Annotated in this window: 27 protein-coding genes (1 of these 27 cut by a window edge); 11 read left to right on the forward strand and 16 right to left on the reverse strand. The window is 61.1% G+C overall.

What is annotated here, in order from left to right; genetic code table 11:
- Together D3879_RS02760 and D3879_RS02765 are read left to right on the forward strand one after the other, a co-directional pair.
- Positions 1-879, forward strand: the 3' portion of a protein-coding gene (locus tag D3879_RS02760; protein ID WP_119952570.1) for a peptidoglycan DD-metalloendopeptidase family protein. The gene continues 564 nt to the left of window position 1, outside the view; the window shows 879 of its 1443 coding nt (coding positions 565-1443); the start codon falls outside the window, past its left edge; the stop codon is at positions 877-879.
- A 5-nt stretch (positions 880-884) separates the two neighbouring features.
- On the forward strand, positions 885-1976 hold the full coding sequence (locus D3879_RS02765) for an anhydro-N-acetylmuramic acid kinase (RefSeq protein WP_119952571.1): 1092 nt from the start codon (positions 885-887) through the stop codon (positions 1974-1976).
- Positions 1977-2054: 78 nt separating this feature from the next.
- Here the strand turns inward: D3879_RS02765 and erpA are convergent, their stop codons facing one another.
- Positions 2055-2405 carry an iron-sulfur cluster insertion protein ErpA gene (erpA, locus tag D3879_RS02770; RefSeq protein WP_119952572.1) on the reverse strand — a complete coding sequence of 117 codons (351 nt, stop codon included), beginning with the start codon at positions 2403-2405 and terminating at the stop codon, positions 2055-2057.
- A gap of 231 nt (positions 2406-2636) precedes the next feature.
- Positions 2637-3671, reverse strand: a complete 1035-nt coding sequence (gene argC / locus D3879_RS02775) for an N-acetyl-gamma-glutamyl-phosphate reductase (protein WP_119952573.1) — start codon at positions 3669-3671, stop codon at positions 2637-2639.
- A gap of 131 nt (positions 3672-3802) precedes the next feature.
- Here argC and hemJ point away from each other — a divergent pair, with 131 nt between their 5' ends.
- From hemJ to D3879_RS02800, 4 genes are all read left to right on the forward strand, one after another.
- Positions 3803-4228, forward strand: coding sequence for a protoporphyrinogen oxidase HemJ (gene hemJ, locus D3879_RS02780; RefSeq protein ID WP_119952574.1), 426 nt, complete (start codon positions 3803-3805; stop codon positions 4226-4228).
- A 34-nt stretch (positions 4229-4262) separates the two neighbouring features.
- Positions 4263-5225: an NAD(P)H-dependent flavin oxidoreductase gene (locus tag D3879_RS02785; protein ID WP_119952575.1), complete on the forward strand. Its 963-nt coding sequence runs from the start codon at positions 4263-4265 to the stop codon at positions 5223-5225.
- A gap of 482 nt (positions 5226-5707) precedes the next feature.
- On the forward strand, positions 5708-6826 hold the full coding sequence (locus D3879_RS02795; RefSeq protein WP_119952576.1) for a DUF805 domain-containing protein: 1119 nt from the start codon (positions 5708-5710) through the stop codon (positions 6824-6826).
- Positions 6827-6891: 65 nt separating this feature from the next.
- Positions 6892-7680: an SDR family NAD(P)-dependent oxidoreductase gene (locus D3879_RS02800; RefSeq protein WP_119952577.1), complete on the forward strand. Its 789-nt coding sequence runs from the start codon at positions 6892-6894 to the stop codon at positions 7678-7680.
- A gap of 31 nt (positions 7681-7711) precedes the next feature.
- Here the strand turns inward: D3879_RS02800 and D3879_RS02805 are convergent, their stop codons facing one another.
- Positions 7712-9193 carry an AAA family ATPase gene (locus tag D3879_RS02805; RefSeq protein WP_119952578.1) on the reverse strand — a complete coding sequence of 494 codons (1482 nt, stop codon included), beginning with the start codon at positions 9191-9193 and terminating at the stop codon, positions 7712-7714.
- Between the two features lie 91 nt (positions 9194-9284).
- Here D3879_RS02805 and D3879_RS02810 point away from each other — a divergent pair, with 91 nt between their 5' ends.
- The 4 genes from D3879_RS02810 to D3879_RS02825 all read left to right on the forward strand — a co-directional run bounded on the left by D3879_RS02810 (position 9285) and on the right by D3879_RS02825 (position 12389).
- Complete coding sequence (locus D3879_RS02810; protein WP_119952579.1) at positions 9285-9623, forward strand: histidine triad nucleotide-binding protein; 339 nt, start codon at positions 9285-9287, stop codon at positions 9621-9623.
- Positions 9623-10435 (forward strand): formylglycine-generating enzyme family protein, encoded by an 813-nt coding sequence (locus tag D3879_RS02815; RefSeq protein WP_119952580.1) that lies wholly within the window; start codon positions 9623-9625, stop codon positions 10433-10435. Before D3879_RS02810 ends, D3879_RS02815 begins: the two co-directional genes overlap by 1 nt.
- A 355-nt stretch (positions 10436-10790) precedes the next feature.
- On the forward strand, positions 10791-11438 hold the full coding sequence (gene coq7 / locus D3879_RS02820; protein ID WP_119952581.1) for a 2-polyprenyl-3-methyl-6-methoxy-1,4-benzoquinone monooxygenase: 648 nt from the start codon (positions 10791-10793) through the stop codon (positions 11436-11438).
- 177 nt (positions 11439-11615) lie between these two features.
- Positions 11616-12389 carry a carbonic anhydrase gene (locus D3879_RS02825; protein WP_177412349.1) on the forward strand — a complete coding sequence of 258 codons (774 nt, stop codon included), beginning with the start codon at positions 11616-11618 and terminating at the stop codon, positions 12387-12389.
- A gap of 73 nt (positions 12390-12462) precedes the next feature.
- Here the strand turns inward: D3879_RS02825 and speD are convergent, their stop codons facing one another.
- Both speD and D3879_RS02835 read right to left on the reverse strand, forming a co-directional pair.
- Positions 12463-13257 (reverse strand): adenosylmethionine decarboxylase, encoded by a 795-nt coding sequence (gene speD, locus D3879_RS02830; RefSeq protein WP_119952582.1) that lies wholly within the window; start codon positions 13255-13257, stop codon positions 12463-12465.
- A gap of 247 nt (positions 13258-13504) precedes the next feature.
- Entirely contained in the window at positions 13505-13927 is a 423-nt protein-coding gene (locus D3879_RS02835; protein ID WP_119952583.1) for an OsmC family protein, read from the reverse strand.
- Between the two features lie 234 nt (positions 13928-14161).
- Between D3879_RS02835 and crp the strand changes: the two genes are divergently transcribed.
- The gene (crp, locus tag D3879_RS02840) at positions 14162-14806 is read left to right on the forward strand and encodes a cAMP-activated global transcriptional regulator CRP (RefSeq protein ID WP_119952584.1); all 645 of its coding nucleotides are present in this window, start codon (positions 14162-14164) and stop codon (positions 14804-14806) included.
- 62 nt (positions 14807-14868) lie between these two features.
- On the opposite strand, the gene trpC is transcribed toward crp, so the two are convergent.
- The 11 genes from trpC to D3879_RS02895 form a co-directional block, all read right to left on the reverse strand.
- A complete protein-coding gene (gene trpC, locus D3879_RS02845) occupies positions 14869-15705 on the reverse strand; it encodes an indole-3-glycerol phosphate synthase TrpC (RefSeq protein WP_119952585.1) in 837 nt (278 codons plus the stop codon).
- Positions 15702-16748 (reverse strand): anthranilate phosphoribosyltransferase, encoded by a 1047-nt coding sequence (gene trpD / locus D3879_RS02850; protein ID WP_119952586.1) that lies wholly within the window; start codon positions 16746-16748, stop codon positions 15702-15704. Before trpD ends, trpC begins: the two co-directional genes overlap by 4 nt.
- Before the next feature lies 1 nt (position 16749).
- A complete protein-coding gene (locus D3879_RS02855) occupies positions 16750-17343 on the reverse strand; it encodes an aminodeoxychorismate/anthranilate synthase component II (RefSeq protein WP_119952587.1) in 594 nt (197 codons plus the stop codon).
- Between the two features lie 11 nt (positions 17344-17354).
- Complete coding sequence (gene trpE, locus D3879_RS02860; RefSeq protein ID WP_119952588.1) at positions 17355-18842, reverse strand: anthranilate synthase component I; 1488 nt, start codon at positions 18840-18842, stop codon at positions 17355-17357.
- 210 nt (positions 18843-19052) lie between these two features.
- The gene (locus D3879_RS02865) at positions 19053-19904 is read right to left on the reverse strand and encodes a phosphoglycolate phosphatase (RefSeq protein WP_119952589.1); all 852 of its coding nucleotides are present in this window, start codon (positions 19902-19904) and stop codon (positions 19053-19055) included.
- The gene (gene rpe, locus D3879_RS02870) at positions 19901-20575 is read right to left on the reverse strand and encodes a ribulose-phosphate 3-epimerase (RefSeq protein WP_119952590.1); all 675 of its coding nucleotides are present in this window, start codon (positions 20573-20575) and stop codon (positions 19901-19903) included. Before rpe ends, D3879_RS02865 begins: the two co-directional genes overlap by 4 nt.
- Before the next feature lie 148 nt (positions 20576-20723).
- Positions 20724-21551: an ABC transporter permease gene (locus D3879_RS02875; protein WP_119952591.1), complete on the reverse strand. Its 828-nt coding sequence runs from the start codon at positions 21549-21551 to the stop codon at positions 20724-20726.
- Positions 21552-21576: 25 nt separating this feature from the next.
- Positions 21577-22824, reverse strand: coding sequence for an ABC transporter permease (locus D3879_RS02880; RefSeq protein WP_119952592.1), 1248 nt, complete (start codon positions 22822-22824; stop codon positions 21577-21579).
- A 94-nt stretch (positions 22825-22918) separates the two neighbouring features.
- Positions 22919-23950 (reverse strand): ABC transporter substrate-binding protein, encoded by a 1032-nt coding sequence (locus D3879_RS02885; RefSeq protein WP_119952593.1) that lies wholly within the window; start codon positions 23948-23950, stop codon positions 22919-22921.
- Positions 23951-23994: 44 nt separating this feature from the next.
- Positions 23995-25107, reverse strand: coding sequence for an ABC transporter ATP-binding protein (locus D3879_RS02890; RefSeq protein ID WP_119952594.1), 1113 nt, complete (start codon positions 25105-25107; stop codon positions 23995-23997).
- A gap of 399 nt (positions 25108-25506) precedes the next feature.
- On the reverse strand, positions 25507-26136 hold the full coding sequence (locus D3879_RS02895; RefSeq protein ID WP_119952595.1) for a response regulator: 630 nt from the start codon (positions 26134-26136) through the stop codon (positions 25507-25509).
- Between the last annotated feature and the right edge of the window lie 26 nt (positions 26137-26162).

Below are 26162 nucleotides of genomic sequence, written 5' to 3' on the forward strand. Positions count from 1 at the left end.
GCCAAGACGGATAAAGGTTTTGCCTTCAAGCGTGAGCTGACCAAGCCTGCCGTGCGCGCTACCTATGCTCACGGCGTGATCGACAGCTCACTGTTTCTTTCGGCTAAACGCGCCGGTATGTCGCACAACCTGACCATGGATCTGGCCAACGTGTTTGGCTACGACATCGACTTCGCCCAAGACATCCGCGAAGGCGACGAATTTGAGGTGATCTACGAAGAGAAAGTTATCAACGGCAAGCAGGTCGGCGCCGGCAACATCCTCGCCGCACGCTTTATTAACCGCGGCAAACCCTTCACCGCCGTGCGCTACACCAACAAACAAGGCACAACCAGTTACTACACCGCTGACGGCAACAGCATGCGCAAGGCCTTTATCCGCACGCCCGTAGATTTCGCCCGCATCAGCTCACGCTTTTCCATGGGCCGCCGCCACCCGATTCTGAACAAGATTCGCGCACACAAAGGTGTCGACTACGCTGCGCCGCGCGGTACGCCAATCAAAGCTGCCGGTGATGGCAAGGTACTGCTAGCCGGCCGCCGTGGTGGCTACGGCAATGCCGTGATCATCCAGCATGGCAATAGCTATCGCACCCTTTATGGGCACATGCAGGGTTTTGCCAAAGGCATCCGCACTGGGGTAAACGTCAAGCAAGGGCAGCTCATCGGCTACATCGGCACCACCGGTCTATCCACGGGGCCGCACCTGCACTACGAATTCCAGGTCAACGGTGTACACGTAGATCCGCTCGGCCAGAAAGTGGCCATGGCTGACCCGATCTCGCGCAATGAGAAGCAGCGCTTCCTGCAAATGAGTAAACCAATGATGGCACGCATGGACCAGGAAAAAGCCACCATGCTGGCCCTGAACAAGCGTTAAACACGATGCCGCGCTATTTAGGGGTGATGTCCGGAACCAGTCTGGATGGCCTGGACATTGCCCTGATCGAACAGAGCGACCACCCCACCCTGCTTGCGACCCATTACCTACCCATGCCTACCGAGCTGCGTGCTGAGCTGCTCGCCTTATGCGCATCGGGTCCGGATGAACTGGCACGCGCCGCCATCGCTGAGCAGCACTGGGTACACCTGGCCACGCAAGGCATCAAGACACTACTTCGCCAATCAGGCCTGCAGCCCAGCGATATTCGCGCCATTGGCAGTCACGGTCAGACCGTGCGCCATGAGCCGGCGCGCGGCTTCAGTATCCAGATCGGCAACCCGGCGCTCCTCACCGAGCTGACGGGCATCAGCGTGATTAGTGACTTTCGCCGCCGCGATCTGGCGGCCGGCGGCCAAGGTGCCCCCTTGGTACCCGCCTTCCATCAAGCATTGTTCGATGACGGTCGCAGCCGGCGGGCCGTTCTCAATATCGGCGGTTTCAGTAACCTCAGCCTGCTCGAACCCAAGCAGCCGGTACGCGGCTTCGACTGCGGGCCAGGCAATGTGCTGCTGGATGCCTGGATTCAGCGCCAGCAGGGCCAGAGTTTCGACCGCGACGGTGCCTGGGCGGCCAGCGGCCAAGTAGCGCCGTTATTGCTGCAGGCATTGCTCCGTGATCCGTTCTTCCAAACCCAGGGCCCGAAAAGCACTGGCCGCGAACTGTTCAACCTAGACTGGCTGGATCGGCATCTGACGAGCCTGCCAGCCTTTGCACTCGAGGATGTACAGGCGACCCTGCTGGAGATGACCGCACACAGCATTACCGACGCCCTGAAAGCCGCACAGAAAGACACCGAACAGCTGCTGGTGTGCGGCGGCGGTGCACATAACGGTGCGTTGATGGCGCGTCTGGCCCAACTGTTGCCCGCCTGCAAGGTCAGCAGCACCGCCGACTATGGCGTACCGCCGGACTGGGTCGAAGCCATGGCCTTCGCCTGGCTCGCGCATTGCTGCCTGGAAGGCATTCCGGCCAACCGCCCGAGCGTTACCGGTGCGAGCGGCCTGCGAGTGCTCGGCGCAATTTATCCCGCCTGACTCGGCTGCCAGTTTTCCAGCATGCAGAAACGACAACGCCGCGCATTAGGCGCGGCGTCATGCTGTACAACCAATCGCTTAAATCGAGAAGGATGACCCACAGCCGCAGGTGGTGGTCGCATTCGGATTCTTGATCACGAAACGCGAACCTTCCAGCCCTTCCTGATAGTCCACTTCGGCACCCGCCAGGTACTGGAAACTCATCGGGTCGACCACCAGGCTCACGCCTTCGCGCTCGACGATGGTGTCATCATCGGCCACTTCTTCATCGAAGGTGAAGCCGTACTGGAAACCCGAGCAACCACCGCCCGTGACGAACACACGCAATTTCAGACGTGGATTGCCTTCTTCATCGACAAGGTTCTTAACCTTGCTCGCCGCGCCCTGCGTGAATTGCAAGGGAGTGGGTGTGAAGGATTCGACGCTCATGCTGCCTATCTCCCGGCTTTAAGCCGTCACGGTACGTTGGGACGCTGCATTATCCGCTTCCCCTAGAAAAACGGTCAACTATTGTGCAGTTTCTGCGCCGACCGGCAACTCCAATGATTCACGCCGAACCACTGAAAAGACCGCACGTTCACCATTCCGCCGTCATGCAGCGCCAGCCATAGGGCTCGCGCGACATGCTCTGCGGATGATTGCAGCGCCTCTAGCCTTGCCTCAAGGCAGCAATGCTGCGTGGGACAGACCGAGGCGCTCATCCAGGCCAAAGAGGATGTTCATGTTCTGCACAGCCTGCCCGGAAGCGCCTTTGACCAGGTTATCGATGACTGACAGCACCACCACCAGATCGCCACCCTGTGGCCGATGCACCGCAATCCGGCAGACGTTGGCACCGCGCACGCTGCGGGTTTCTGGGTGACTGCCGGCCGGCATCACATCAACGAAAGGCTCATTGGCGTAGCGCTGCTCGAAGAGTTGCTGAAGATCGACGGACTTGTCAGCCACTGTGGCGTACAGCGTGGAGTGGATGCCGCGGATCATCGGCGTCAGGTGCGGCACGAAGGTCAGCCCCACTTCACCACCCGCCGCGCGGCGCAGGCCTTGGCTGATTTCCGGCAGATGACGATGGCCATTCACCGCGTAAGCCATCATGCTTTCGCCGGCCTCACAGAACAGCGAACCGACCTTGGCACCACGGCCAGCGCCACTGACGCCCGATTTGCAGTCGGCAATCAGCCGCGAGGTGTCGGCCAGACCGGCTTCCAGCAACGGCAAGAAACCCAGTTGGGTCGCGGTCGGGTAGCAGCCAGGCACGGCGATCAAACGCGCCTGCTTGATCTGCTCACGATTGACTTCCGGTAGACCGTAGACCGCTTCCGCCAGCAACTCTGGCGCGCCGTGCGGCTGGCCGTACCATTTTGCCCACTCCTCGGCATCTTGCAGACGGAAGTCAGCGGACAAGTCGATCACCTTGGTACCGGCGGCCAGCAACTCACCGGCCAGCGCATGGGCGACGCCATGAGGCGTGGCGAAGAACACCACATCGCAAGCAGCCAGGGTTTGCGTATCCGGCACGCTAAAGGCCAGCGAATCGTAGTGGCCGCGCAGGTTCGGGTACATCTCGTCGACCTTCATCCCGGCCTCGGAGCGCGAGGTAATCACTACAACCTCAGCCTGCGGATGCTGAGCCAACAGACGCAGCAGCTCTACCCCGGTGTAGCCCGTGCCGCCGACGATACCGACCTTGACCATAACGCGCCCCTTCAACAAGCCATTGGAAAGCTGTCGATGATAAGGCCGCATCGACCATGGGCCAACTGCCAGGATGACGTACGGGCATAACAGCCACTACTATCGGAGCACTTTTAGTTGGGATGCACGTAATGCTCTACCTATGGATTAAGGCACTGCACATCATCGCCATGGTCTGCTGGTTCGCCGGTTTGTTCTACCTACCCCGTTTGTTCGTTTACCACGCCATGAGCGGGGACAGCGCCAGCCGCGAGCGCTTCTGTGTGATGGAACGCAAGCTCTACCGCGGCATCATGCTGCCGTCGATGCTCGCAACCGTGCTCTTCGGCATCTGGTTGCTACTGCTCAACCCAAGCTTGCTGAGCCGGGGCTGGATGCATGCCAAGCTGACGTTAGTGTTGCTGCTGATCGGCTATCACCACGCCTGCGGCGCCATGCTCAAACGCTTCGCGCAGGGCGAGCAAACCCGCAGTCATGTGTTCTATCGCTGGTTCAACGAAGTACCGGTGCTGTTGCTGCTCGCCATCGTGATCCTGGTGATTGTGCGGCCGTTTTGACCCTGCCGACTTAACTACTGCATGAGGTAACGCCATGTCCCTGCCCGCCCTACTCGACCAACGCTTGCGTTTACCGGTGGTCGCTGCGCCGATGTTTCTGGTCTCCAACCCGCAACTGGTACTCGCCTGCTGCCAGACCGGAATCGTCGGTAGCTTTCCGGCGCTTAACCAGCGCGAGAGCAGCGGCTTCAAGGCCTGGCTGGAAGAGATCGAAGCCGGGCTGCAGGCGGATTCTGCGCCCTATGCGGTCAATCTGATCGTCCATCAGAGCAACCCGCGCCTACAGGCCGACCTGGCCATCTGCGTCGAACGCAAAGTGCCAATCGTGATCACCAGCCTTGGCGCGGTGAAGGAAGTCGTGGATGCCGTGCATAGCTACGGCGGTCTGGTATTCCATGACGTCACCACCCGTCGGCATGCCGAGAAGGCCGCCGAGGCTGGCGTCGACGGTTTGATCGCCGTGGCCGCTGGCGCCGGCGGGCATGCCGGGACCTGGAGCCCGTTCGCACTGATCGCCGAGATCCGTCAGTTCTTCGACAAGACCCTGCTGCTGGCTGGCTGCCTGAATCACGGTCACGAAATCCTTGCCGCCCAGTTGCTCGGCGCCGACCTCGCCTACCTCGGTACGCGCTTTATCGCCACCCAGGAAAATGACGCATCACTGGCCTACAAGCAGATGATCCTTGACGCCAAAGCCGCCGATATCGTGCACACCCCAGCCGTTTCCGGGGTACCGGCCAGCTTTATGCGCCAGAGCCTGGCTCAGGCCGGCTTCGACCTGGCGCGCCTGCAGGACAAGGGCGAGTTGAACTACGGAGAGAAACTCAAGCCAATCAGCGACGAAGCCAAGGCCTGGAAAACCGTGTGGTCGGCCGGTCAAGGGGTCGGCAATATCCGCGACTTGCCCACAGTGGAGGAGTTGGTGAGCCGTCTCGACACCGAATACCGCGCCGCCCAGACACGCTCCGCTCAGCTTGGCCAGCGCTGGCCGCGATGAACCGACGCCGCCTACTCGGCCTCGGCGCGCTGGATCTGCTGGGACTCTGGGCGGCCCGACCGAACGATCACGGCCGCCCCCCACAGTGACTGCTTCGCCCAGCTGAATAGCCTGCTCAGACGCGAAGGCGGTACCGCCCCCTGCTGGTCGTCGACCTACAACGCCTGGACGGCAACGCCGAGGGGCTTGGCTACGATGATTTATACGGCCGCAGCGCAAACCAAGAGCGGCTGATTGGCCCGGCCGGCACCGCCCTGGCAGCCGACGACTGGGTGTTCCTTCGCCCACAGCTGTCGGAAGGCTTGCTCGACGATTTCAGCGAACTGCGGTTATTGCGCCATAATCGCCTGGTCGGTCGCTGGTTGCCTCAGAGCATTGGCTAAAGCATCGGTTGAGTTTATGCCGCAGGCCGCTTGTCTCGTAGCCTGCGCGCCTATTACGCTGTGCCCGACCGTCTTTCTCTCGCTGACAAGGAAGCCCGCATGACTGATGCCCGATTCAAGATCGTCTTCACCGGCGAACTAATGCCCGCGGTGACACTCGACACCGTCAAAGACAACCTCGCCCGCCTATTCAAGAGCGATCGCAGCAAGATTGACGGGCTATTTTCTGGTAACGCCGTGGCGCTCAAGCGCGATCTAACTGAGAGCGAAGCGGATAAGTATCTGGCCGCGCTCCAGAATGCGGGGGCTAAAGTCCGCAAGGAGCCCGATCTTGCCGCCAGCCTGAGCCTGGTGGAAACCGATGGCCACCGCACCAGCGCGCCAGAAAGTGTGCCGGGCAGTGACAGCATGACCTGCCCCAAGTGCGGCCACGAGCAACCCACGTCCGTTGACTGCGAGGCCTGCGGCATCGTCATCGAGAAATACCTCGCCCGCCATGCGCAACTGGCCGGAACCACCACTGCACCCTCCAGCCAGGCCGTCCCGGTCGTCGCCAGCACTACCGACCCTTCGCCGTACGCCACGCCGCAAGCCCAGGTTGGCGAAGTGCTACCGGAGTTTGGCGAGCTCAATGTCTTCACCACCGATGGCCGGATCGGCCGCCTGCGCTATTTGGCCTGGTACCTGCTGCTGTCCCTGGGCGCTGTCGCCCTGTTCGCCATCGCCGCCATGGGGTTCGCCATGTCGCAGATCATCGGTGGCGTGCTGATCGCGGCAGTGACTATCGGGATGGTCGTAGTTGCGGTGCAAATGAGCGTGCAACGCTTGCACGATATCGGTTGGTCGGGTTGGCTCTTACTGCTCAGCATCGTGCCGATTATCGGTAGCGTGTTCTCCCTGTTGATGCTGGTGGTTCCCGGCAGCACAGGCGCCAACCGCTTCGGCCCGCCACAACCAGCGAATAGCACGGCCGTCAAAGTGCTGGCCGCGCTCTGGCTGGTGCCGATCCTGGCACTGCTGATTGCAGTTTTTGTCGGCGGCATTGGCATGTTCAGCGAGTTGGGCGGCGAACTCGGCCTGCCCAGCAGCTACAGCGAATCGGCCAGCGACACCGCCGAGGGCTACAGCGATTACAGCGATGCGGCTGAACCCGCCACATCTGCGGATGCAGCCGATGCTGAAGCGGCCGGCGCTGCAAGCGACTCTAGCGAAGAATAAACGCCTCGTCTGGCAACCCGACACGACCGGCGCTAACAAGGCCGGTTCGGTCACGGAGAACCCGCATGCCCCGTTATGCCCTGATTACCGGCGCCTCCAGTGGCATCGGTCTAGCCCTGGCCGAAGCGCTGGCCCGTCGCGGCCGCAACTTGATTCTGGTGGCCCGTCAGCGCGACGCCCTGGAAAGCATTGCCTGCGAGTTGACTCAACGGTTTGGCGTTGAGGTGCTGTTTCGCGTGTGTGACCTAGGCGAACCGATGCAACTCTCCGGTCTGCTGCATGAACTGGGGCAGGGCGAGCGGCAGATCGACTTGCTGATCAACAATGCCGGGGTCGGCACCTCCGGCCCCTTCCTCGACCAGGACTGGGGTCGTGAACAGCAGTTGATCGAGGTGAACATTCTGGCCCTGAGCCGCCTCTGCCACGCCCTGGGCAATGCCATGGCACTACAGGGTGGCGGGCAGATCCTCAACGTTGCGTCGGTAGCCGGCTTCCAGCCCGGCGCCTGGATGAGCAACTACTACGCCAGCAAGGCCTATGTACTGCACTTCTCCGAAGGCTTGCGTGAAGAGTTGAAGAGTCGGGGCATCAAGGTCTCGGTACTCTGCCCCGGCCCCACTCGCACCGCATTCTTCCGTGGTGCGCAGATGGATGTCAGCAGGCTTGAGGACAGCAAATTGATGATGGGCGCAGAAGAGCTCGCGCTGTTCACCGTCAAAGCGCTGGAGAAAAATCGCGCGATCATTATTCCCGGCTGGCGCAACCGTCTGCTGGCACTCAGCCCGCGCCTGGCGCCGCGCTGGCTGGTGCGAAAACTCTCGGCCGCGATCAACAAACCCTTCGCCGGGCGCTAAGCCCAGCGCTCCTCCAAAGGTGCCTGGTTCTTTAACCAGCCGGCACCGTACGCCCAGCCGCCCACGCCCGTAGCTCCGCCAAGTCCTCCACCATCACCACCGACAGCGGTGCCGTGCTCTTGATGTTGCGTAGCAGCAAACTCTGATCCACCGTCTGCTGCTGGGCTTGCCCGGCGTACAACGCACTGACCACCACCTGCTCGATTTCCGCCCCAGAGAAACCTTCGCTGGCTTCGGCCAGCTGCGTCAGATCGAAGCTCGTCGGCTCCAGTTCACGACGCGCCAGATGAATACGGAAAATCTCCGCCCGCACAGTCACATCCGGCAAATCGACGAAGAACAGCTCATCGAAACGCCCCTTACGCACCAACTCCGGCGGCAGCCGGTCGATGGCATTCGCGGTCGCCACCATGAACACCGGCGCCTTGCGCTCGGCCATCCAGGTCAACAGCGTGCCGAGGACGCGCTGACTGACGCCGCCATCCTGCTCGCCGCTGGCCAGCCCCTTCTCCACTTCATCCATCCACAACACACAAGGCGCCATCTGCTCGGCCAACTTGAGCGCTTCGCGCAAATTGCGCTCAGTCTCGCCAAAAAACTTGTTGTACAGGCAGGCGAAATCCAAGCGCAGCAACGGTAAGCCCCACAGCCCGGCCACCGCTTTCGCCGCCAGACTTTTACCGCCGCCCTGCACGCCCACCAGCAGCATGCCTTTGGGCAAGTCGGCACCTTTGCCTTCGAGGAAGATGTCTTGCCGCTCGGCCAACCAGCGCTTGAGGTTGCTCAGCCCGCCAACCTCGGCGAAACGCGCGGTGTCGTACTCGAAACTGAGCACGCCTTCCAGATCGAGCAACTGGAACTTGGTCTTGTTCAACTCCGGCAAGTCTTCCTGGGTGATCGCGCCATCGTCGCAAATCACCCCGCGCGCCAAGGCTCGTGCTTCCGCGTGGCTCATGCCGCGCAGGTTTTTCACCACCTGCTGCAACGTGCGATTGTCGGTGCGCACCCGTGCGCCGCGATTGCGCTCGCTCCAGCGCGTCGCCTCCTCACGCACAATTGCCAGCAACTCATCTTCCGCAGGCAACGCCAGGGTGAAACGCGCGGCATAACGCTGTACTTCCGCCGGCAATTTCAGCGCATGCGAGACCAGCACCACGGTTGGCTTGTGCTGCGCCTCGGCCATGGCGATTTCCTTGAGCAGGCGCACCAACTTGGGGTTATCCACCAGAAACGGATGCAGGTCGCAGAGCACATAGAGGTTCGGTTGCGGGTCGTGCTTGATCAGCTTGAGCGCCGCTTCCGGCTCGGTGGTCGGCTGCTCCCCATGCTGCTCAGCACCGAAGCCCAGGCGCTGCATACCCTCGGTCACCGCCCAAGTGAACAGGCCTAGGCCGCGCTTGACCGCCAGACTGGTGAGTGTCTCCAGCACCCGCGGCTCATCCCAGGACTCGATCACCACCAGCTTGACCTTGGAGTCGAGCACCAAGCCCAGATCATGAATATCGTTTTTCACACCCACTCCTTGTGAATACCGGCTAAGGCTGGCCGGGCTTACCACGCACCGTTAAACTCGGCGCTTCTTATCGCAAGCCGGAGAGCTGTCCGTGGACTGTCTGTTCTGCAAGATCGTCGCTGGGGATATTCCCGCGCGCAAGCTTTATGAAGACGACCAGGTGTTCGCCTTCCACGATATCGGCCCGCAGGCCCCCGTGCACTTTCTGGTGATCCCGAAACGCCATATCGCCACTCTCAACGACCTGACCGAAGCGGACAAGGCGCTGACCGGCCATATGCTCTTCACCGCCCAGCGCCTGGCCAAGGAACTGGGCTGCGAGCCCGGCTTCCGCGTGGTGATGAACTGCAACGCGCAAGGCGGGCAAACCGTTTACCACATTCACATGCACGTGCTCGGTCAGCGCCAGATGCACTGGCCGCCGGGCTAATGCGACGGATTTTAACCCTCTCGCTCACAATGCTGCTGTCGCTGCCGGCCTTCGCTTATAAGGCCGGCGAGACTTTTCACGATGTCCTCACGGATATCGGCCCGGGCCCGGAACTGGTCGTGGTGCCGGCCGGGCGCTTTCTGCTCGGTGATAGCAGTGGCCGTGGCAACTATAACGAGCGCCCGGCGCAGCCCATCGAGATCCGCCACTCCTTCGCCATTGGCCGCTTCGAACTGACCTTCGCCGATTGGCAGCGCTATGCCCGCGCAACCGGCAAAGCATTACCGGATAACGAAGGCTGGGGGCTGTCCGAACACCGCCCCGTCATCCATGTCTCCTGGTTCGAGGCCCAGAGCTACTGCCAGTGGCTGTCCAACGTCAGCGGCCAGCACTACCGCCTGCCCACTGAGGCGGAGTGGGAATATGCCGCCCGCGCCGGCAGCACCAGCTATTACTGGTGGGGCGAACAGCTGGACAGCCCGGAAGATCAGCCGCGCGCACATTGCCGCGGCTGCGGCGCACCACGCAGCATTCAGCACAAGAGCGCACAGGTTGGCCAGTTCGCCGCCAATGCCTTTGGTCTCTACGACACCGCCGGGAATGTCTGGGAATGGACGGCTTCACGCTTCGTCACGCCCTTCGATGGCAGCGAACAGCGCTCGGCCACGTTGCTCGAACAAAGCCCCAGGGTGGTGCGCGGTGGCGCCTGGAATAGTGGCCCGGCTTACTTGCGCAGCAGCCTGCGCGACCTCAAGCAGCCACAGCACAAGGACTACGCCGTGGGCTTGCGGGTGCTGCGCGAGCTGCCCTGAGCTGAGGCTCTGTTGACGTTTACGAGTGCACCGCGTTGCCGCGCCAAAGCCCGCCAAGCTAGGCGCGGGCCCCAGGCCGCAGGCCGCAGGCCGCAGGCAATGGTCATTCCCTTGGCAAGGCCCGCAACGACGCATGGCGGGCTTTGACGCACAACCCGAAGGGACGGGGCTGTCTTGTCGCAGGCCTGCGTTTCTCGTCGTTCATTTGGAATAACCAAACTTCTCTCCTCGCGCCTTGCCCTGCGACAAGACAGCATCCGTCGCGGCATGCTCGTAAACGTCAACAGAGCCTTCCCAAGACCGCTCCAGGGGATTGGGGTAAACTGCCCGCGTAGACTTTTCCGGAGGCGCCTTTATGGCTACCGAACGCCACTACTCACCCGTCGACCGTCTGTTGCTGCAAGCCGATGCGGCGCTGCGCACGCTGCTGCCATTCAGCGGCCAGCCCTACCGTCCGTCACCGGCCCTGGTGCAACCCGAAGCCGAGCTGAATGCCGAAGACGCTCGGCATGTCGCCGGGCTGATGCGCATCAACCATACCGGCGAGGTCTGCGCCCAGGCCCTCTATCAAGGCCAAGCGCTGACCGCCAAGCTGCCGCATGTGCGCACCGCGATGGAACATGCGGCCGATGAAGAAGTGGATCACCTGGCTTGGTGCGAGCAACGTATCCGCCAGCTGGGCAGCCATCCGAGCGTGCTCAATCCGTTGTTCTATGGCCTGTCCTTTGGCGTCGGCGCAGTCGCCGGCCTGATCAGCGACCGAGTCAGCCTGGGCTTTGTCGCCGCGACTGAAGATCAAGTGTGCAAACACCTGGACGAGCATCTGACCCAACTGCCGATCAAAGATGAAAAGTCCCGCGCCATTCTCGAACAGATGCGCAGCGATGAAGCGCAACACGCCGCTAGCGCACTCGAGGCCGGCGGTTTTCGTTTCCCGGCGCCGATCAAGTTCGGCATGAGCTTGCTGGCGAAGGTGATGACCAAGAGCACCTACCGTATTTGACTACTCAGTCGGGGCAAAACCTACCCCGGCGGCCCTACTCCACGGTGCCCCCGACACCTTCCTTAGCTAGCCATATAGCGCCTAGGAAAATTCTGATTTTCAGGTAAGAGCGCTTAGCCATCTCTGGCGAACACTACAATTCCCCTCCGGCTTCACAACCCCTTCCGGAGGCTTACCTTGTCATCTTTTCCGTTTACCCGAAAACTTCTGCTTCCTCTGCTGCTCGCCCTCCCCCTGCAAACCTTCGCCTCATCCGATGCGCATTGGACCTATCAAGGCGATAACGGCCCCGACCATTGGGGCGAACTGGGAGGCGCGCTTGAAAACGCCCAATGCGCCAAGGGCCATGCCCAGTCGCCGATCGACATCAACATGCAGCAGGTACAGCACCAGAAAGTTGTCGCCGACGACCTGCACATCAACTACGAACGCAGCTCGCTCAAGCTGGCCAACAATGGCCATACCATCCAGGCCACTCTCGATGTGAACAATACCCTCACCTATAAAGGCGAGGCCTATCGCTTGCTGCAGTTCCACTTCCACACTCCGAGCGAACACCAGTTCAACCACCAGAGCTACCCGATGGAAATGCATCTGGTGAATCAGGGCAAAAACGGGCAGCTACTCGTGCTCAGCCTTCTCATCGAGGAAGGCAAGAAAAACCACGAACTGGCCGCCTTGTGGGAAGCCCTGCCGAGAATCAAAGGGAAAACCGCCGTCCTTAATGAGAAGACCGCGCCCGACCTCGGCAAATTACTGCCAGAACACAGCAAGCATGCGTTCTATCAAGGCTCGCTTACTACCCCGCCTTGCACCGAAGCCGTGCAATGGGTGCTGTTCGAACAGCCGATCGAACTGTCGCACCAGCAGATAGAGCAATTCCGCCAGCTGTTCCCGGACAACCATCGCCCAGTACAACCGCTCAATGGGCGGGAAGTGGACGAGGACTGATTACCCCGACCGAACCCTCGCTCACAAAAAAGCCCGCTCTCGCGGGCTTTTTTGTGAGCGGAAAACGGGAAACTCAGCGCGGCATGTTGCGCGCGGATACTATCTCCAGCATTTCGTGCTTGACCCGAGTCGTCACCAGCTCGCGTTGCTCGCTGGAAAGATTCTGCGTGGCGTCGCCGAACAGGTAGTTATCCAGCTCGAACTCCTTGAGCAGCATCTTGGTGTGGAACAAGTTCTCTTGGTACACGTTGACGTCGGTCATTTGATAGGCCGCCTGCGTGTCCTCGGACAGGTAGTTCTGGATCGAGTTGATCTCGTGATCGATGAAATGCTTCTTGCCTTCCACGTCACGGGTAAAACCACGCACCCGATAGTCGACCGTGACGATGTCCGAATCGAACTGGTGGATCAGATAGTTCAGTGCCTTCAGCGGCGTGATCACCCCGCAGGTGGACACGTCGATATCCACCCGGAAGGTCGCGATGCCTTCCACCGGATGGATCTCCGGGTAGGTGTGCACGGTGATATGGCTTTTATCCAGGTGCGCCAGAATGGTTTCCGGCAGCGGGCCTGGCGACTCCTCGATCTGGCTGTCGGTCGGGGTGACCGGCTGCTCAGAGATCAGAATGGTCACGCTAGCGCCTTGCGGGTCGTAATCCTGGCGGGCGATATTGAGGATATTGGCACCGATAATGTCGACAACATCGGTGAGAATCTGCGTCAGGCGCGCGGCGTCGTACTCTTCATTGATGTACTGGACGTAGGCCTGCTGGTCTTCCGGCGTTTCCGCGTAGCAGATGTCATAGATGTTGAAGCTCAAGGTCTTCGTCAGGTTATTGAACCCGTGGAGCTTGAGTTTGCTTTTCACCGTAGGTAACTCTCTTTAGCTATGCGGCACTGCCGCGTGATCGAGCATGCCCGTCAGATGCGAACGACGCGTCTGCGTAGGACGGTTAACACCTCTTCGCGATGGCGATTTTGGTTGTTTGTTCGAGGCCCTGACCCGATGACCAGCAGCCCCTGAAAAAGGGGCGCCATTATGCAGAGGTCAGTAACCTGCTGCCAGAGTGTGCGCCACTTTTGTGATGCTAGGATGTCGGCCGCCAAGTGGCGACTCAAGCGAGTTCGATGATCTCGTAATCGTGGGTGATCTCTACACCACCGCGACCAAGCATGATCGACGCCGAGCAGTACTTCTCCGCCGACAGTTCGACGGCGCGCTTCACCTGCGCCTCTTTGAGGCCACGGCCCTTGACCACGAAATGCACGTGAATCTTGGTGAAAACCTTCGGCTCTTCGCTGGCGCGCTCGGCTTCGAGAAACGCTTCGCAGCTTTCCACCGGCTGGCGGGATTTTTTCAGGATACTGACCACATCGAAATTGGTGCAGCCACCCAGGCCGATCAGCAGCATTTCCATCGGGCGCACGCCGAGATTGCGCCCACCGCTCTCCGGCGGGCCATCCATCACCACGGCGTGACCGCTGCCAGACTCACCGAGAAACAGAGCTTCGCCAGCCCACTGAATGCGTGCTTTCATTGCCACGACTCCGCTGTTAAAAAGAGCGGCCAGCTTAGCACAGCGCTATAGACGAACTTAGTCACAGCAGAGCGCCTGATAGTCATAACGCAGATGTTAGCTACGTCGCAAAACCGATCAACGGTCATGAGTGTCTGTTAAGCTGACGCCGGATTACTGGCACACTTGGCCTGATAACTTATAAGAAATTGCCGGCTAGACAAAGGCTTACATTTATTCTTTCGGGGCTTGGGCATGGTAGCGATAACACTTACACCTAAAATAAAAAATCTCGACAAACTTCTCGCTCACTGTCACCGCCGTCGCTACACCGCCAAAAGCACCATCATCTATGCCGGCGATCGCTGTGAAACCCTATTCTTCATCGTCAAAGGCTCGGTCACTATCCTGATCGAGGATGACGATGGCCGCGAGATGATCATCGCCTACCTCAACTCCGGGGATTTCTTCGGCGAGATGGGGCTGTTTGAAAAAGACGGCAGCGAGAAAGAACGTAGCGCCTGGGTGCGTGCGAAAACCGAATGTGAAGTGGCCGAACTGAGCTACGCCAAGTTTCGCGAGCTGACCCAACAAGACCCGGACATCCTCTATGCCCTCGGCAGTCAGATGGCCGAGCGCCTGCGCAACACCACGCGCAAGGTCGGCGACCTGGCCTTCCTCGACGTCACCGGGCGCGTCGCCCGCACCCTGCTGGACCTGTGCAAACAGCCGGATGCCATGACCCACCCGGACGGCATGCAGATCAAGATCACTCGCCAGGAAATCGGCCGTATCGTCGGCTGCTCGCGCGAAATGGTCGGTCGCGTGCTCAAAGCCCTGGAAGAACAAGGGCTGGTCAACGTCAAAGGGAAAACCATGGTGGTGTTCGGCACGCGCTGAACCCTCCAGGCATGAAAAAGCCGGCGCATGCGCCGGCTTTTTCATGGGCGTGGCTTAACCCTTCAATCGACGTCGGGACTGGTCAGCACGCGATTACGCTCGGGGAAGAACAAGCGCTGCAGCTCGGCACCGGGGTTATCCGCACGCATAAAGGCCTCGCCGACCAGGAAACCGTAGACCTCGCTGATTTCCATCAATTCGACATCCGCACGGTTCATGATCCCGCTTTCGGTCACCACCAGACGCTCACGAGGAATCCGCGGCAGCAGATCAAGGGTGGTTTCCAGACTGACTTCGAAGGTATGCAGATTGCGGTTGTTGATGCCGATCAGCGGTGTGTCGAGGGTCTTTAGCGCCCGCTCCAGCTCATCGCCATCGTGCACCTCGACCAGCACATCCAAGCCAAAACTTTTCGCCACCGCGGCCAATTCGGCCATCCGCACATCGTCCAGCGCTGAAACAATCAACAGCACGCAATCAGCTCCGAGGGCTCGTGCCTCGACGATTTGATAGGGATCGATCATGAAATCCTTGCGGATCACCGGCAGGCTGCAGGCGGCACGCGCTTGCTGCAGATAGCGATCGGCGCCCTGGAAGAAGTCCACGTCGGTCAACACCGACAGGCAGGTTGCGCCGCCGGCCTCGTAACTTTTAGCGATCTCTGCCGGCACGAAGTGTTCACGCAGCACGCCCTTGCTCGGCGAGGCTTTCTTGATCTCGGCGATCACCGCGGGCTCTTTGCGCCTGGCGCAAGCCAGCAGCGCATTGGCAAACCCGCGCGGCGCATCGGCCGCTCGCGCCTCGCGCTCGAGCTCCGCCAGGCTGACCAACGCACGCCGGGCAGCCACTTCCTCAACTTTGCGAGCGAGGATATTTTCGAGGACGGTGGGCACGCTCACGCTTCATTCTCCTGGCGGAACACCGCGGTCAAGGACACCAGCTCTTCCAGTTTTTCGCGGGCCAGCCCTGTGTGCAGCGCATCGTGAGCCAGGTGTACACCTTCCCTCAAGCTGCTGGCATGATCCGCGGCATAGAGTGCGGCGCCGGCATTGAGGACGATCATGTCGGCAGCTTTCTGACCGCTCTCGGTCTTGCGTCGGCCGAGAGCATCGCGGATCAACTCCAACGACGCTTTCGGGGTGTCCACCGTCAAACCGATCAGACTCTGGCTCTTGATGCCGAAGTCTTCCGGCTGGATGCGGTACTCGCTGATCACACCGTTGTTCAGTTCCGCAACGAAGGTTGGCGCCGCCAAGCTGATCTCGTCGAGCCCATCCTGCGCATGCACGACCAACACATGCTCGCTGCCCAGACGTTGCAGCACTTCGGCCATCGGCCGGCACAGCGCCTGGCTGAACACACCGATCACCTGGTGCTTCACCGCAGCCGGGTTGGTCATCGGCCCGAGCATGTTGAACAAGGTACGCAAGCCCAGTTCACGGCGCGGGCCGATCGCATGCTTCATCGCGCCATGATGGGCCGGCGCGAACATGAAGCCCACACCGACCGTCTCGACACAACGGGCCACCTGTTCAGGGGTGAGACTCAGGTAAACCCCGGCGGCCTCGAGCAAGTCGGCACTGCCGCTCTTGCCGGACACCGCACGGTTGCCATGTTTGGCCACGTTGCCGCCCGCCGCCGCGACCACGAAAGCCGCCGCAGTGGAGACATTGAACACGTTCATGCCGTCACCACCGGTGCCGCAGGTGTCGACCAAGTGTTCGGCGTTGATATGCACCGGCGCGGCCAGCTCGCGCATGACTTGGGCGGCACCGGTGATTTCGTCGATGGTCTCACTCTTCATGCGCATGCCCATCAGGAAGGCACCGATCTGCGCGTCAGTGCACTGCCCGGTCATGATTTCGCGCATGACGTCCTGCATTTCTTCTGTCGTCAGGCTCAGTTGGCTGACTACCCGATTGAGGGCTCCCTTGATATCCATCTCAGCGCACGCCCCCACTCTGCTTCAGGAAATTGGCAAACAATTCGTGACCTTGCTCGGTAAGGATAGATTCCGGATGGAACTGCACCCCCTCGATGTTCAAGGTTTTATGCCGCAGCCCCATGATCTCGTCCACAGAGCCGTCTTCATGTTGAGTCCAGGCGGTCATTTCCAGGCAGTCCGGCAGGGTTTCGCGCTTGACCACTAAGGAATGGTAGCGGGTTACCGTCAGCGGGTTGTTCAGCCCACTGAATACGCCCTGGTTTTCGTGAACTACCGGGCTGGTCTTGCCGTGCATCACCCGGCGCGCACGCACCACATCGCCGCCAAAGGCCTGGCCGATGCTTTGATGGCCAAGGCAAACGCCGAGGATCGGCAGCTTGCCGGCGAAGTGCTCGATCACCGCCAGCGACACGCCGGCTTCGGTCGGCGTGCAGGGGCCGGGCGAAACCACAATGCGCTCAGGGTTCAGCGCGGCGATTTGCGCCACCGTCAACTCGTCGTTGCGGATGACTTTCACCTCTGCACCGAGCTCGCCGAGGTACTGCACGACGTTGTAGGTGAAAGAGTCATAGTTATCGATCATTAACAGCATGTCAGTGCTCCTCAGGCGTCGGTCTTGGTGGTTTGTTCGGCCAAAGCCACGGCGCGGAACATCGCGCGACGTTTATTCAGCGTTTCTTCCCACTCCAGCGCCGGCACCGAGTCGGCGACGATGCCACCGCCGGCCTGTACATGCAGTTCGCCGTTTTTAATCACCGCGGTGCGGATCGCAATCGCGGTGTCCATATTACCGTTCCACGCCAGGTAGCCCACGGCACCGCCGTAGACCCCGCGCTTGACCGGCTCCAACTCGTCGATGATTTCCATCGCGCGGATCTTCGGCGCGCCGGACAAGGTGCCCGCAGGCAGAATCGCCCGTAGCGCATCCATCGCCGTCAGGCCGCTTTTCAATTGGCCGGTGACATTGGAGACGATGTGCATGACGTTGGAATAACGCTCGATGACCATTTTCTCGGTGAGCTTCACCGAGCCGATTTCCGAAACCCGACCGGTGTCGTTACGGCCCAGGTCGATCAGCATCAGGTGCTCGGCGATTTCCTTGTCATCGGACAGCAGATCCTCCTCCAACGCCAAATCGGCCGCTTCGGTGGCGCCGCGTGGACGGGTGCCGGCGATCGGGCGTACGGTGATCAGATTGTCCTCGACCCGCACCAGCACTTCCGGCGAGCTGCCCACCACGTGGAAGTCGCCGAAGTTGAAGAAGTACATATAGGGCGTCGGGTTGAAGCAGCGCAGCGCCCGGTACAAATCGATCGGAGCCGCCTTGAAGTCGATGGACATGCGCTGCGACGGCACCACCTGCATGCAGTCACCGGCGAGGATGTATTCCTTGATGGTATCCACCGAGCGCTCGTAGTCCTCACGGGTGAAGCTGGAGCGGAACAATGGCTCGGCGCCCGACTCCTTGCTGAAGTCCAGGCCACGCCGGGGGGTGATCGGCTGACGGAGTTTTTCCAGCAGCGCTTCCAACTGCGCCAGGCCGTTTTCGTAGGCGCTTTCCTGCGCGGGGTCTGCCAGGACGATTGCGTGCATCTTGCCCGCCAGATTGTCGAACACCACCACGGCATCGGAGACCATCAGCAGGATATCCGGAACGCCCAGCGGATCGGGGTTCGGGCACTTGCTCAGGCGTTTCTCCACATAACGCACGCAGTCATAGCCGAAGTAGCCGACCAGTCCACCGTTGAAGCGCGGCAAACCCGGAATGCTCGGCACCTGGTAGCGCGCCTTGAACTGCTCGACGAAGGCCAGCGGATCTTCGGTCTCAAGCCGCTCGATCTCGACACCATCGTGGCTCACGCTGATCTGATGCTCATGCACGCGCAGCACGGTGCGGCACGGCAGGCCAATGATCGAGTAGCGCCCCCATTTCTCGCCGCCCTGGACGGATTCAAGCAGGTAGGTGTTCGGTTGATCGGCCAGCTTCAGGTAAATCGACAGCGGGGTGTCGAAGTCGGCCAGGGTTTCGCAGGCAAGCGGGATACGGTTATAGCCGGCAGCGGCTAAACGCAGGAATTCGTCGCGGGTCATGAATCAGCCTCGTGGCTTGAGGGTAAAAACCTATCTAATATCTGCTGCGCTTGGTGGGGCGGCGTTGAAACCAGGCTCGGACTGCTCATTTACAACTCGTAAACTCCGCGTCCTCGCCTGGTTTCGCCTTGCCTGACCTGCGCTCGCGACGATCTTAGATTAGGTTTGGGTCGAATAGGCAAACGCACCGGCGAACCGGCCAGGATCAAATCAGGCGCGCCAACGCCAACGGGCCAAGGTCTTGAGGATGTTCATCCCAGACTTTATGAACCCTGATTTTACGAACCAATGTTTGCGGGTGACCACCACGATGGAATCTCTTTGGCGGGGGGATTGAGTAGTGTCGGGCAACGTTAGCGCAGCGGCTGGCTCGAAGCAACCAGGCAGCAGCTCGCGCAAATCATCGATCACCAGCGCCGGCGACTCTTCGGCGATCGGCCGGCCATGGTTATAACCGTAGCTCAGGGCCACGCAGAGCACGCCGGCGGCTTTGGCGGCCAGCACGTCGTTACGCGAGTCGCCGATAAACAGGGCGTCTTGCGCCTCGACCTCGGCCATTTTCATCACATGCAGCAGCGCCGTCGGGTCGGGTTTCTGCTGCGGCAGGGTATCGCCGCCGATGATCCAGCGGAAATAGCGGCCGATGCGCATTTCATCCAGCAGCGGTGCGACAAAGCGCTCCGGCTTGTTGGTGATCAGCGCCATTTCGACGCCCTGCTTCTTCAGCCATTTCAGGGTTTCGCGTACGCCGGGATAGACCACCGTTAACCCATGGCTGTCGGCGTATGCCTCCATAAACACCGCCAGGGCTTGCTCGGTGTCGGCTTCGCCCACCGCCGCATGCTGCATATCGTCGGCCAGGGCACGCCGCACCAGCACCCGTGCGCCATTGCCGACCCAGTTGCGCACCCGCTCGATACCGGCGACCGGCCGGCCGAGGGTCAGCAGCGTCTGGTCGATAGCCGCCGCCAAATCCGGCACCGAATCGACCAAGGTGCCGTCCAGATCGAACATCACCAGCCGCGGCAGGCGACCGGGGAGCAACTGCTCGAAACCGCTCATCCGTGTGCGAGCGCCAGTTGTTCACGCATTTGTTGGATAACTGCGGCGTAGTCCGGCGTATTGAAGATGGCTGAACCGGCGACAAAGGTGTCGGCGCCGGCGGCGGCGATTTCGCGGATGTTCTGCAGATTCACCCCTCCGTCGATTTCCAGGCGAATCTCACGCCCGGAGGCGTCGATCAGCGCCCGCGCCTCACGCAGTTTGTCGAGGGTGCCGGGAATGAACTGCTGCCCGCCGAAGCCAGGGTTGACGCTCATCAACAGGATCATGTCGACCTTGTCCATCACGTATTTCAGGCTTTCCAGCGAGGTGGCCGGATTGAACACCAGGCCGGCTTTGCAACCGCCATCCTTGATCAACTGCAGCGAGCGATCGATATGGAAGCTGGCGTCCGGATGGAAGGTGATATAGCTGGCACCGGCCTCGATGAAGTCGCCAATCATGCGGTCGACCGGCGCAACCATCAGGTGCACGTCGATCGGCGCAGTGATGCCGTACTTGCGCAGCGCCGCGCAGACCATCGGGCCCATGGTCAGGTTGGGCACGTAGTGGTTGTCCATCACATCGAAGTGGACGATGTCGGCGCCGGCGGCGAGGACGTTGTCGACGTCCTCGCCCAGGCGGGCGAAGTCGGCGGAGAGAATCGACGGAGCAATAGCGAAGGGCTGCATGGCGCACCTCAGAGCAAAATCACGGTGGCGCACATTGTAGCCTGAGTCGATCGATCAGGCGGTTGTCATGTGTCAGTGGCGGGCCTGCAACTTTGCTCGCAGACCAGCCCCTGACACAGGCAAGCCCCAACAACGGCGGGCTCAGGCGTCACTCGGGCGGCGCGATACGCAGCTGCTCGCTACGCCCACGCAGCCATTCCAGGGTCAGCAACAGCACCACGGAGAAGCCGATCAGCAAGGTCGCCGCCGCGGCGATGGTCGGGCTGAGATTCTCGCGGATGCCGCTGAACATCTGCCGTGGCAAGGTGGCTTGCTCGGGGCCGGCGAGGAACAGCGTCACCACCACCTCGTCGAACGAGGTGGCGAAGGCAAACAGCGCCCCGGAGATCACCCCGGGGGCGATCAGCGGCAAGGTCACCCGGAAGAACGCCGTCAGCGGCGAGGCGCCGAGGCTGGCCGCCGCGCGCACCAGGTTGTAGTTGAAGCCCTGCAAGGTGGCCGACACGGTGATGATCACGAACGGCACGCCGAGCACGGCATGCACCAGAATCAGCGATATATAGCTGTTGCCCAACCCCAGCGGCGCGAAGAACAGATAGCTGGCCACCCCGACGATCACCACCGGCACCACCATCGGCGAAATCACCAGGCTCATCACCAGTGCCTTGCCGCGAAAATCGCCGCGGGTCAGGCCGATCGCCGCCAGAGTGCCGAAGACCATCGCCAGCACGGTCGCTGCCGGAGCGACGATCAGGCTGTTCTTCAACGAGCGCATCCATTCGGCCGAGGCGAAAAAGTCCTGGTACCAGTGCAGCGAGAAGCCCTGCAGCGGATAGACCAGGAAACTCCCGGAGTTGAATGACAGCGGCACGATCACCAGTACCGGCAAGATCAGGAACAACAGCACCAGGCCACAGAGGCTGCGCAGCGTGTAGAACCAGACGCGCTCGATGGGGGACATGTAAGGACTGAGCATTTCGACTTCTCCTTGAACAGACGGCTTAGCTCAAGCGCAGGCGGCTCGCGCCCACCAGCCAGCTGTAAACCACGTAGAGCACCAGGGTGGCGAATAGCAGCAGGCCGCCGAGGGCCGTGGCCATACCCCAGTTGATGCTGGTGTTGGTGTAGAACGCGACGAAGTAGCTGACCATCTGGTCGGTCGGGCTGCCGAGCAGCGCCGGGGTGATGTAGTAACCAATCGCCAGGATGAACACCAGCAGGCAGCCGGCACCGACACCGGCCAAGGTCTGCGGGAAGTACACCCGCCAGAAGCTCGCGAACGGGTGGCAGCCGAGGGAAATCGCCGCCCGCATGTAGGTCGGCGAGATGCCCTTCATCACGCTGTAGATCGGCAGGATCATGAACGGCAGCATGATGTGCACCATCGAGATGTACACCCCGGCACGGTTGAACACCAACTCCAGCGGCTTATCGATCACCCCCAGGCTGAGCAACGCACCGTTGATCAAACCGCCCGACTGCAAGAGCACGATCCAGGCGGCCACCCGCACCAGGATCGAGGTCCAGAACGGCAGCAGCACCAGGATCATCAGCAGGTTGCTCTGGCGTGCCGGCAGGTTGGCCAACAGATAGGCCAGCGGATAGGCCAGCACCAGGCAGATGGCGGTAATCACCAGGCCCATCCAGAAGGTGCGGGCGAAGATATCCAGGTAAATCGCCTGATCCGGCGTGGCCGGTGCCAATTCGCCGAGGTCGTCGATGCGATGATCGACCGCCGCCAGCAGGTAAAACGGGGTGACGCTGCTGGTGTTGCGGCTGATCGCCTGCCAATAGGCAGGGTCGCCCCAACGCTCATCTAGGGCTTCCAGCGCCTCTTTATAAGACGCCGGCTCCGTTTTGAACGGCAGCGCCCGCGCGGTTTTCGCCATCAGGCTACGGTAACCGGCCAATTCCATATTCAGCCGTTTGGACAGATCGCCCAGGGTCTGATTCTTCCGCGCCTCAGCCAGGTCCAGGCTCAGCGCCTTATAGACGGGCTCGCCAGGCAACGCCTTGCCATCCCAACTGGCGACCGCCTCGAGGGTGCGTGGCATTGTGCCGACCACCTCGCTGTTGCCGACGCTCTTGTAGAGCAGCGCGACAATCGGCACCAGGAAGATCAGCAGCAGAAACAGCACCAGCGGCAAAATCAGCGCCTGGGCTTTCAAGCGGTTCAGCCGCTCGGCACGCGCCAGACGTTGTTTCAGGGTGGGGCCGGCGACCTCGGTCAAGGGCACTGCGATGGCCATAGCGAACTCCGGAAAAAAAGGCCGCGCGGGCGCGGCCAAAAGCTAAAGCGTTTGAACTCCCCTCTCCCACTTGCGGGAGAGGGGACTACTGGTCTTACTTGGCCGCCCAAGAGTTGAAGCGCTGCTCCAGCTGCTCGCCGTAGTCGGCCCAGAAGGTCACGTCGATGGCCACTTGGTTCGCGATGTTTTCCGGGGCGGTCGGCATGTCTTTCAGCAGCGACTTATCCAGCAGCGCGATGGCCTTGGTGTTGGCGGGGCCGTAGGCGATGTTTTCCGAATAGGTCTTCTGCTGCTCGGGCTTGACCGAGAAGGCGATGAACTTCTGCGCTTCGTCGGCATTCTTCGCGCCTTTCGGGATGGCCCAGGCGTCGAAGTCGTAGATGCCGCCGTTCCACACCACCTTCAGGTTGCTTTCTTTCTGTACGGCAGCGATGCGGCCGTTGTAGGCCGAACTCATCACCACGTCACCGGAAGCGAGGTACTGCGGCGGCTGGGCGCCGGCTTCCCACCACTGAATGCTCGGTTTCAGTTGATCGAGCTTCTTGAACGCGCGGTCGACCCCGTCTTTGGTCGCCAGCACGCTGTAGACATCCTTCGGCGCCACGCCATCGGCCATCAAGGCGAATTCCAGGGTGTACTTGGCGCCTTTACGCAGGCCACGCTTGCCAGGGAATTTCTTCGTGTCCCAGAAATCCGCCCAGCTGGTCGGAGCGCTTGTCAGCTTGTCGGCGTTGTAGGCGAGTACCGTGGACCAGACGAAGAAGCCTACGCCGCACGGCTGGATAGCCCCCGGCACGTAGTCAGCGGGATTACCGAACTGAGCCGGGTCGAGCTGCTCGAACATGCCCTCGTCACAGCCACGGGCCAGCTCCGGAGATTCCACTTCGACGAGATTCCAGGACACGCTCTTGGTGTCGACCATGGCTTTCACCTTGGCCATCTCGCCGTTGTACTCACCGGCGATGATTTTGCCGTTGCCGGCCTGTTCCCAGGGTGTGTAGAACGCTTTGACCTGGGCGTTCTTGTTCGCCCCGCCAAAGGACACCACGGTCAGGTCGGCCGCCATGGCCTGAGCGGCGCAAGCCAACCCGAGAGCCAGGGCAGTGAGTTTGAGAGATTTATTCATTGTTGTTTTCTCCACTGTGCAAAGTTGATAAAGCGCGGATTCGATCAGACGGTTTCCAATAACGGGTCGAGCGCGCGGACGTGCTCTACTTGCCAGCCGAGCGGCACCACATCACCCACCGCGAGGGCCGGATCCAGTTCGGCAATCGGTTGTTTGACGAAGAAGTTGGCCTTGCCACACACCTCCAGACGCACACGCACGTGGTCGCCCAGGTAGATGAACTCCTCCACCCGACCGGAGAAGCGATTGGTGCAAGCCTCGCTGGAGCCGTTCAACAGCACCCGTTCCGGACGGATCGACAGGGTCACCGGCTCGCCGGTCTGACCGACGTTGACCGCCAGCGCCTCGACCTTCTCACCGCGCGCCAGCTCGACCACGCAGCGATCACCGGTGCGGCTGAACAGGCGCCCGCTGATGCGGTTGTTCTCGCCGATGAAGTTGGCGACGAAGGTGTTCTTCGGCTCTTCATACAAGGTACGCGGGGAGGCGATCTGCTGGATCTCGCCCTGGTGGAACACCGCCACCCGGTCGGACATGGTCAGCGCTTCGCCCTGATCGTGGGTGACGTAGACCACAGTCACGCCGAGACGCTTGTGCAGGTGTTTGATCTCCATCTGCATGTGTTCGCGCAGCTGCTTGTCCAGCGCGCCGAGCGGCTCATCCATCAGCACCAGTTGCGGCTCGAACACCAGCGCACGGGCCAGCGCCACACGCTGCTGCTGGCCGCCGGAGAGCTGGCCGGGATAGCGGTTGCGAAAGCTATCGAGCTGCACCATCGACAGCGCGCGCTTGACCCGCTCGCTGATGTCGGTCTTGCTCAGGCCGCGTACCGACAGCGGAAACGCCAGGTTCTCCGCCACGGTCATGTGCGGGAACAAGGCGTAGTTCTGAAAGACCATGCCGATGTCGCGTTTGTGCGGTGGGACGTTGTTGATCGAGCGCCCGGCGAGGAGAATTTCCCCGGCGGTGGGCGTCTCGAAACCGGCCAGCATCATCAGGCTGGTGGTTTTGCCGGAGCCGGACGGCCCGAGCAGGGTGAGGAATTCGCCTTTGCGAATATCCAGGTTGAGGTCTTTGACGATGAGGTTCTCGCCGTCGTAGCTCTTCTGTACGCCACGGAAGCTGACCAGCACATCGTTCGTTTGCTTCTCGACCATAACCACACCTTTGATTTTTTTGTATGTCGTGCCTAGAGACTAGAGAAGCCTGCAAGCAGCGCAAATCGGGGGGTATGAGAGATTGCTATAAGAACAGTGGACGACTGCATGTAGGGATTGCCCTACACGGACGGCGCGCATAGGCATGGACAGGCAGAGCGTATACGGCCAGCGGTCCCGAGCGGACAGCGGCAGAGTCGTAAACAGCTACGCCGACAGGAAAGTGCAGAGGTAGGTTGACGCTGAGCCGTAGGCGATGCCCAACAACCGGCCTGCAAGGCCGGGCTTTCAAGTTCAAGACCGAGCAGAGGGAGTCGCTAAGCGACTCCTTGTTGGGCATCACTTCGTTCAGCGCCAACCTACGCTCAGCACCTACACCCGCGCCAACCGGCCGTCCCCTCAGATCAGCTTGTGCTCCATGGCATAACGCACCAGATCCGCCACCGAACTGGCATTCAACTTCTGCATCAAGCGCGCTTTGTGGGTACTGATGGTTTTGTTGCTGAGCGCCAATTGCTGGGCAATATCGTTGACGTTGGCGCCCTGCACCAGGCGCTCGAATACCGAGAACTCACGCTCGGACAGCCGCGCGTGCAGCGGCCGCGAATCTGTCAGGCCGACCTCGAAGACCATCCGGTCGGCCAGCTCCGGGTCGATGTAGCGCCCACCGGCGGCCACCTTGCGAATCGCCGTAAGGAGCAACGCCGGGTCGCTGTCCTTTGTCGCGTAACCCGCCGCCCCGACCTTCAAGGCCCGCGCGGCCATCTGGGCTTCATCGTGCATCGACAACACCAGAATCGCCGGCGCATGCTGCAACGCGCGAATCCGTGGAATCGCCTCCAGGCCATTGACGCCGGGCATGGAGATATCCAGCAGCACCACCTCGCACTCAACCTGCCGCAGGGTTTCCAGCAATTGCTCGCCGTTGCTGGCTTCACCGACCACGCAGAGATCCTTGGCCAGGCCGATCAGTTGCTTGATGCCCTCACGGACGATGGTGTGATCTTCGGCAACCAGTACACGAATCACTCAGGTGTCTCCTTAGGTTGAGGCCT

The organism is Pseudomonas cavernicola (genome assembly GCF_003596405.1).
Classification (GTDB): Bacteria; Pseudomonadota; Gammaproteobacteria; order Pseudomonadales; family Pseudomonadaceae; genus Aquipseudomonas; species Aquipseudomonas cavernicola.

Excerpts from the sequence above, each read along its gene's own strand:
- D3879_RS02885 (WP_119952593.1), bottom strand. The coding sequence starts at position 23,950 with ATGAATAAATCTCTCAAACTCACTGCCCTGGCTCTCGGGTTGGCTTGC.
- D3879_RS02800 (WP_119952577.1), top strand. The coding sequence starts at position 6,892 with ATGCCCCGTTATGCCCTGATTACCGGCGCCTCCAGTGGCATCGGTCTA.
- hemJ (WP_119952574.1), top strand. The coding sequence starts at position 3,803 with ATGCTCTACCTATGGATTAAGGCACTGCACATCATCGCCATGGTCTGC.
- D3879_RS02785 (WP_119952575.1), top strand. The coding sequence starts at position 4,263 with ATGTCCCTGCCCGCCCTACTCGACCAACGCTTGCGTTTACCGGTGGTC.
- D3879_RS02765 (WP_119952571.1), top strand. The coding sequence starts at position 885 with ATGCCGCGCTATTTAGGGGTGATGTCCGGAACCAGTCTGGATGGCCTG.
- D3879_RS02875 (WP_119952591.1), bottom strand. The coding sequence starts at position 21,551 with ATGCTCAGTCCTTACATGTCCCCCATCGAGCGCGTCTGGTTCTACACG.
- D3879_RS02865 (WP_119952589.1), bottom strand. The coding sequence starts at position 19,904 with ATGAGCGGTTTCGAGCAGTTGCTCCCCGGTCGCCTGCCGCGGCTGGTG.
- D3879_RS02795 (WP_119952576.1), top strand. The coding sequence starts at position 5,708 with ATGACTGATGCCCGATTCAAGATCGTCTTCACCGGCGAACTAATGCCC.
- D3879_RS02855 (WP_119952587.1), bottom strand. The coding sequence starts at position 17,343 with ATGCTGTTAATGATCGATAACTATGACTCTTTCACCTACAACGTCGTG.
- erpA (WP_119952572.1), bottom strand. The coding sequence starts at position 2,405 with ATGAGCGTCGAATCCTTCACACCCACTCCCTTGCAATTCACGCAGGGC.
- D3879_RS02890 (WP_119952594.1), bottom strand. The coding sequence starts at position 25,107 with ATGGTCGAGAAGCAAACGAACGATGTGCTGGTCAGCTTCCGTGGCGTA.
- coq7 (WP_119952581.1), top strand. The coding sequence starts at position 10,791 with ATGGCTACCGAACGCCACTACTCACCCGTCGACCGTCTGTTGCTGCAA.
- D3879_RS02835 (WP_119952583.1), bottom strand. The coding sequence starts at position 13,927 with ATGAAAGCACGCATTCAGTGGGCTGGCGAAGCTCTGTTTCTCGGTGAG.
- argC (WP_119952573.1), bottom strand. The coding sequence starts at position 3,671 with ATGGTCAAGGTCGGTATCGTCGGCGGCACGGGCTACACCGGGGTAGAG.
- trpE (WP_119952588.1), bottom strand. The coding sequence starts at position 18,842 with ATGACCCGCGACGAATTCCTGCGTTTAGCCGCTGCCGGCTATAACCGT.
- crp (WP_119952584.1), top strand. The coding sequence starts at position 14,162 with ATGGTAGCGATAACACTTACACCTAAAATAAAAAATCTCGACAAACTT.
- D3879_RS02815 (WP_119952580.1), top strand. The coding sequence starts at position 9,623 with ATGCGACGGATTTTAACCCTCTCGCTCACAATGCTGCTGTCGCTGCCG.
- rpe (WP_119952590.1), bottom strand. The coding sequence starts at position 20,575 with ATGCAGCCCTTCGCTATTGCTCCGTCGATTCTCTCCGCCGACTTCGCC.
- trpD (WP_119952586.1), bottom strand. The coding sequence starts at position 16,748 with ATGGATATCAAGGGAGCCCTCAATCGGGTAGTCAGCCAACTGAGCCTG.
- D3879_RS02880 (WP_119952592.1), bottom strand. The coding sequence starts at position 22,824 with ATGGCCATCGCAGTGCCCTTGACCGAGGTCGCCGGCCCCACCCTGAAA.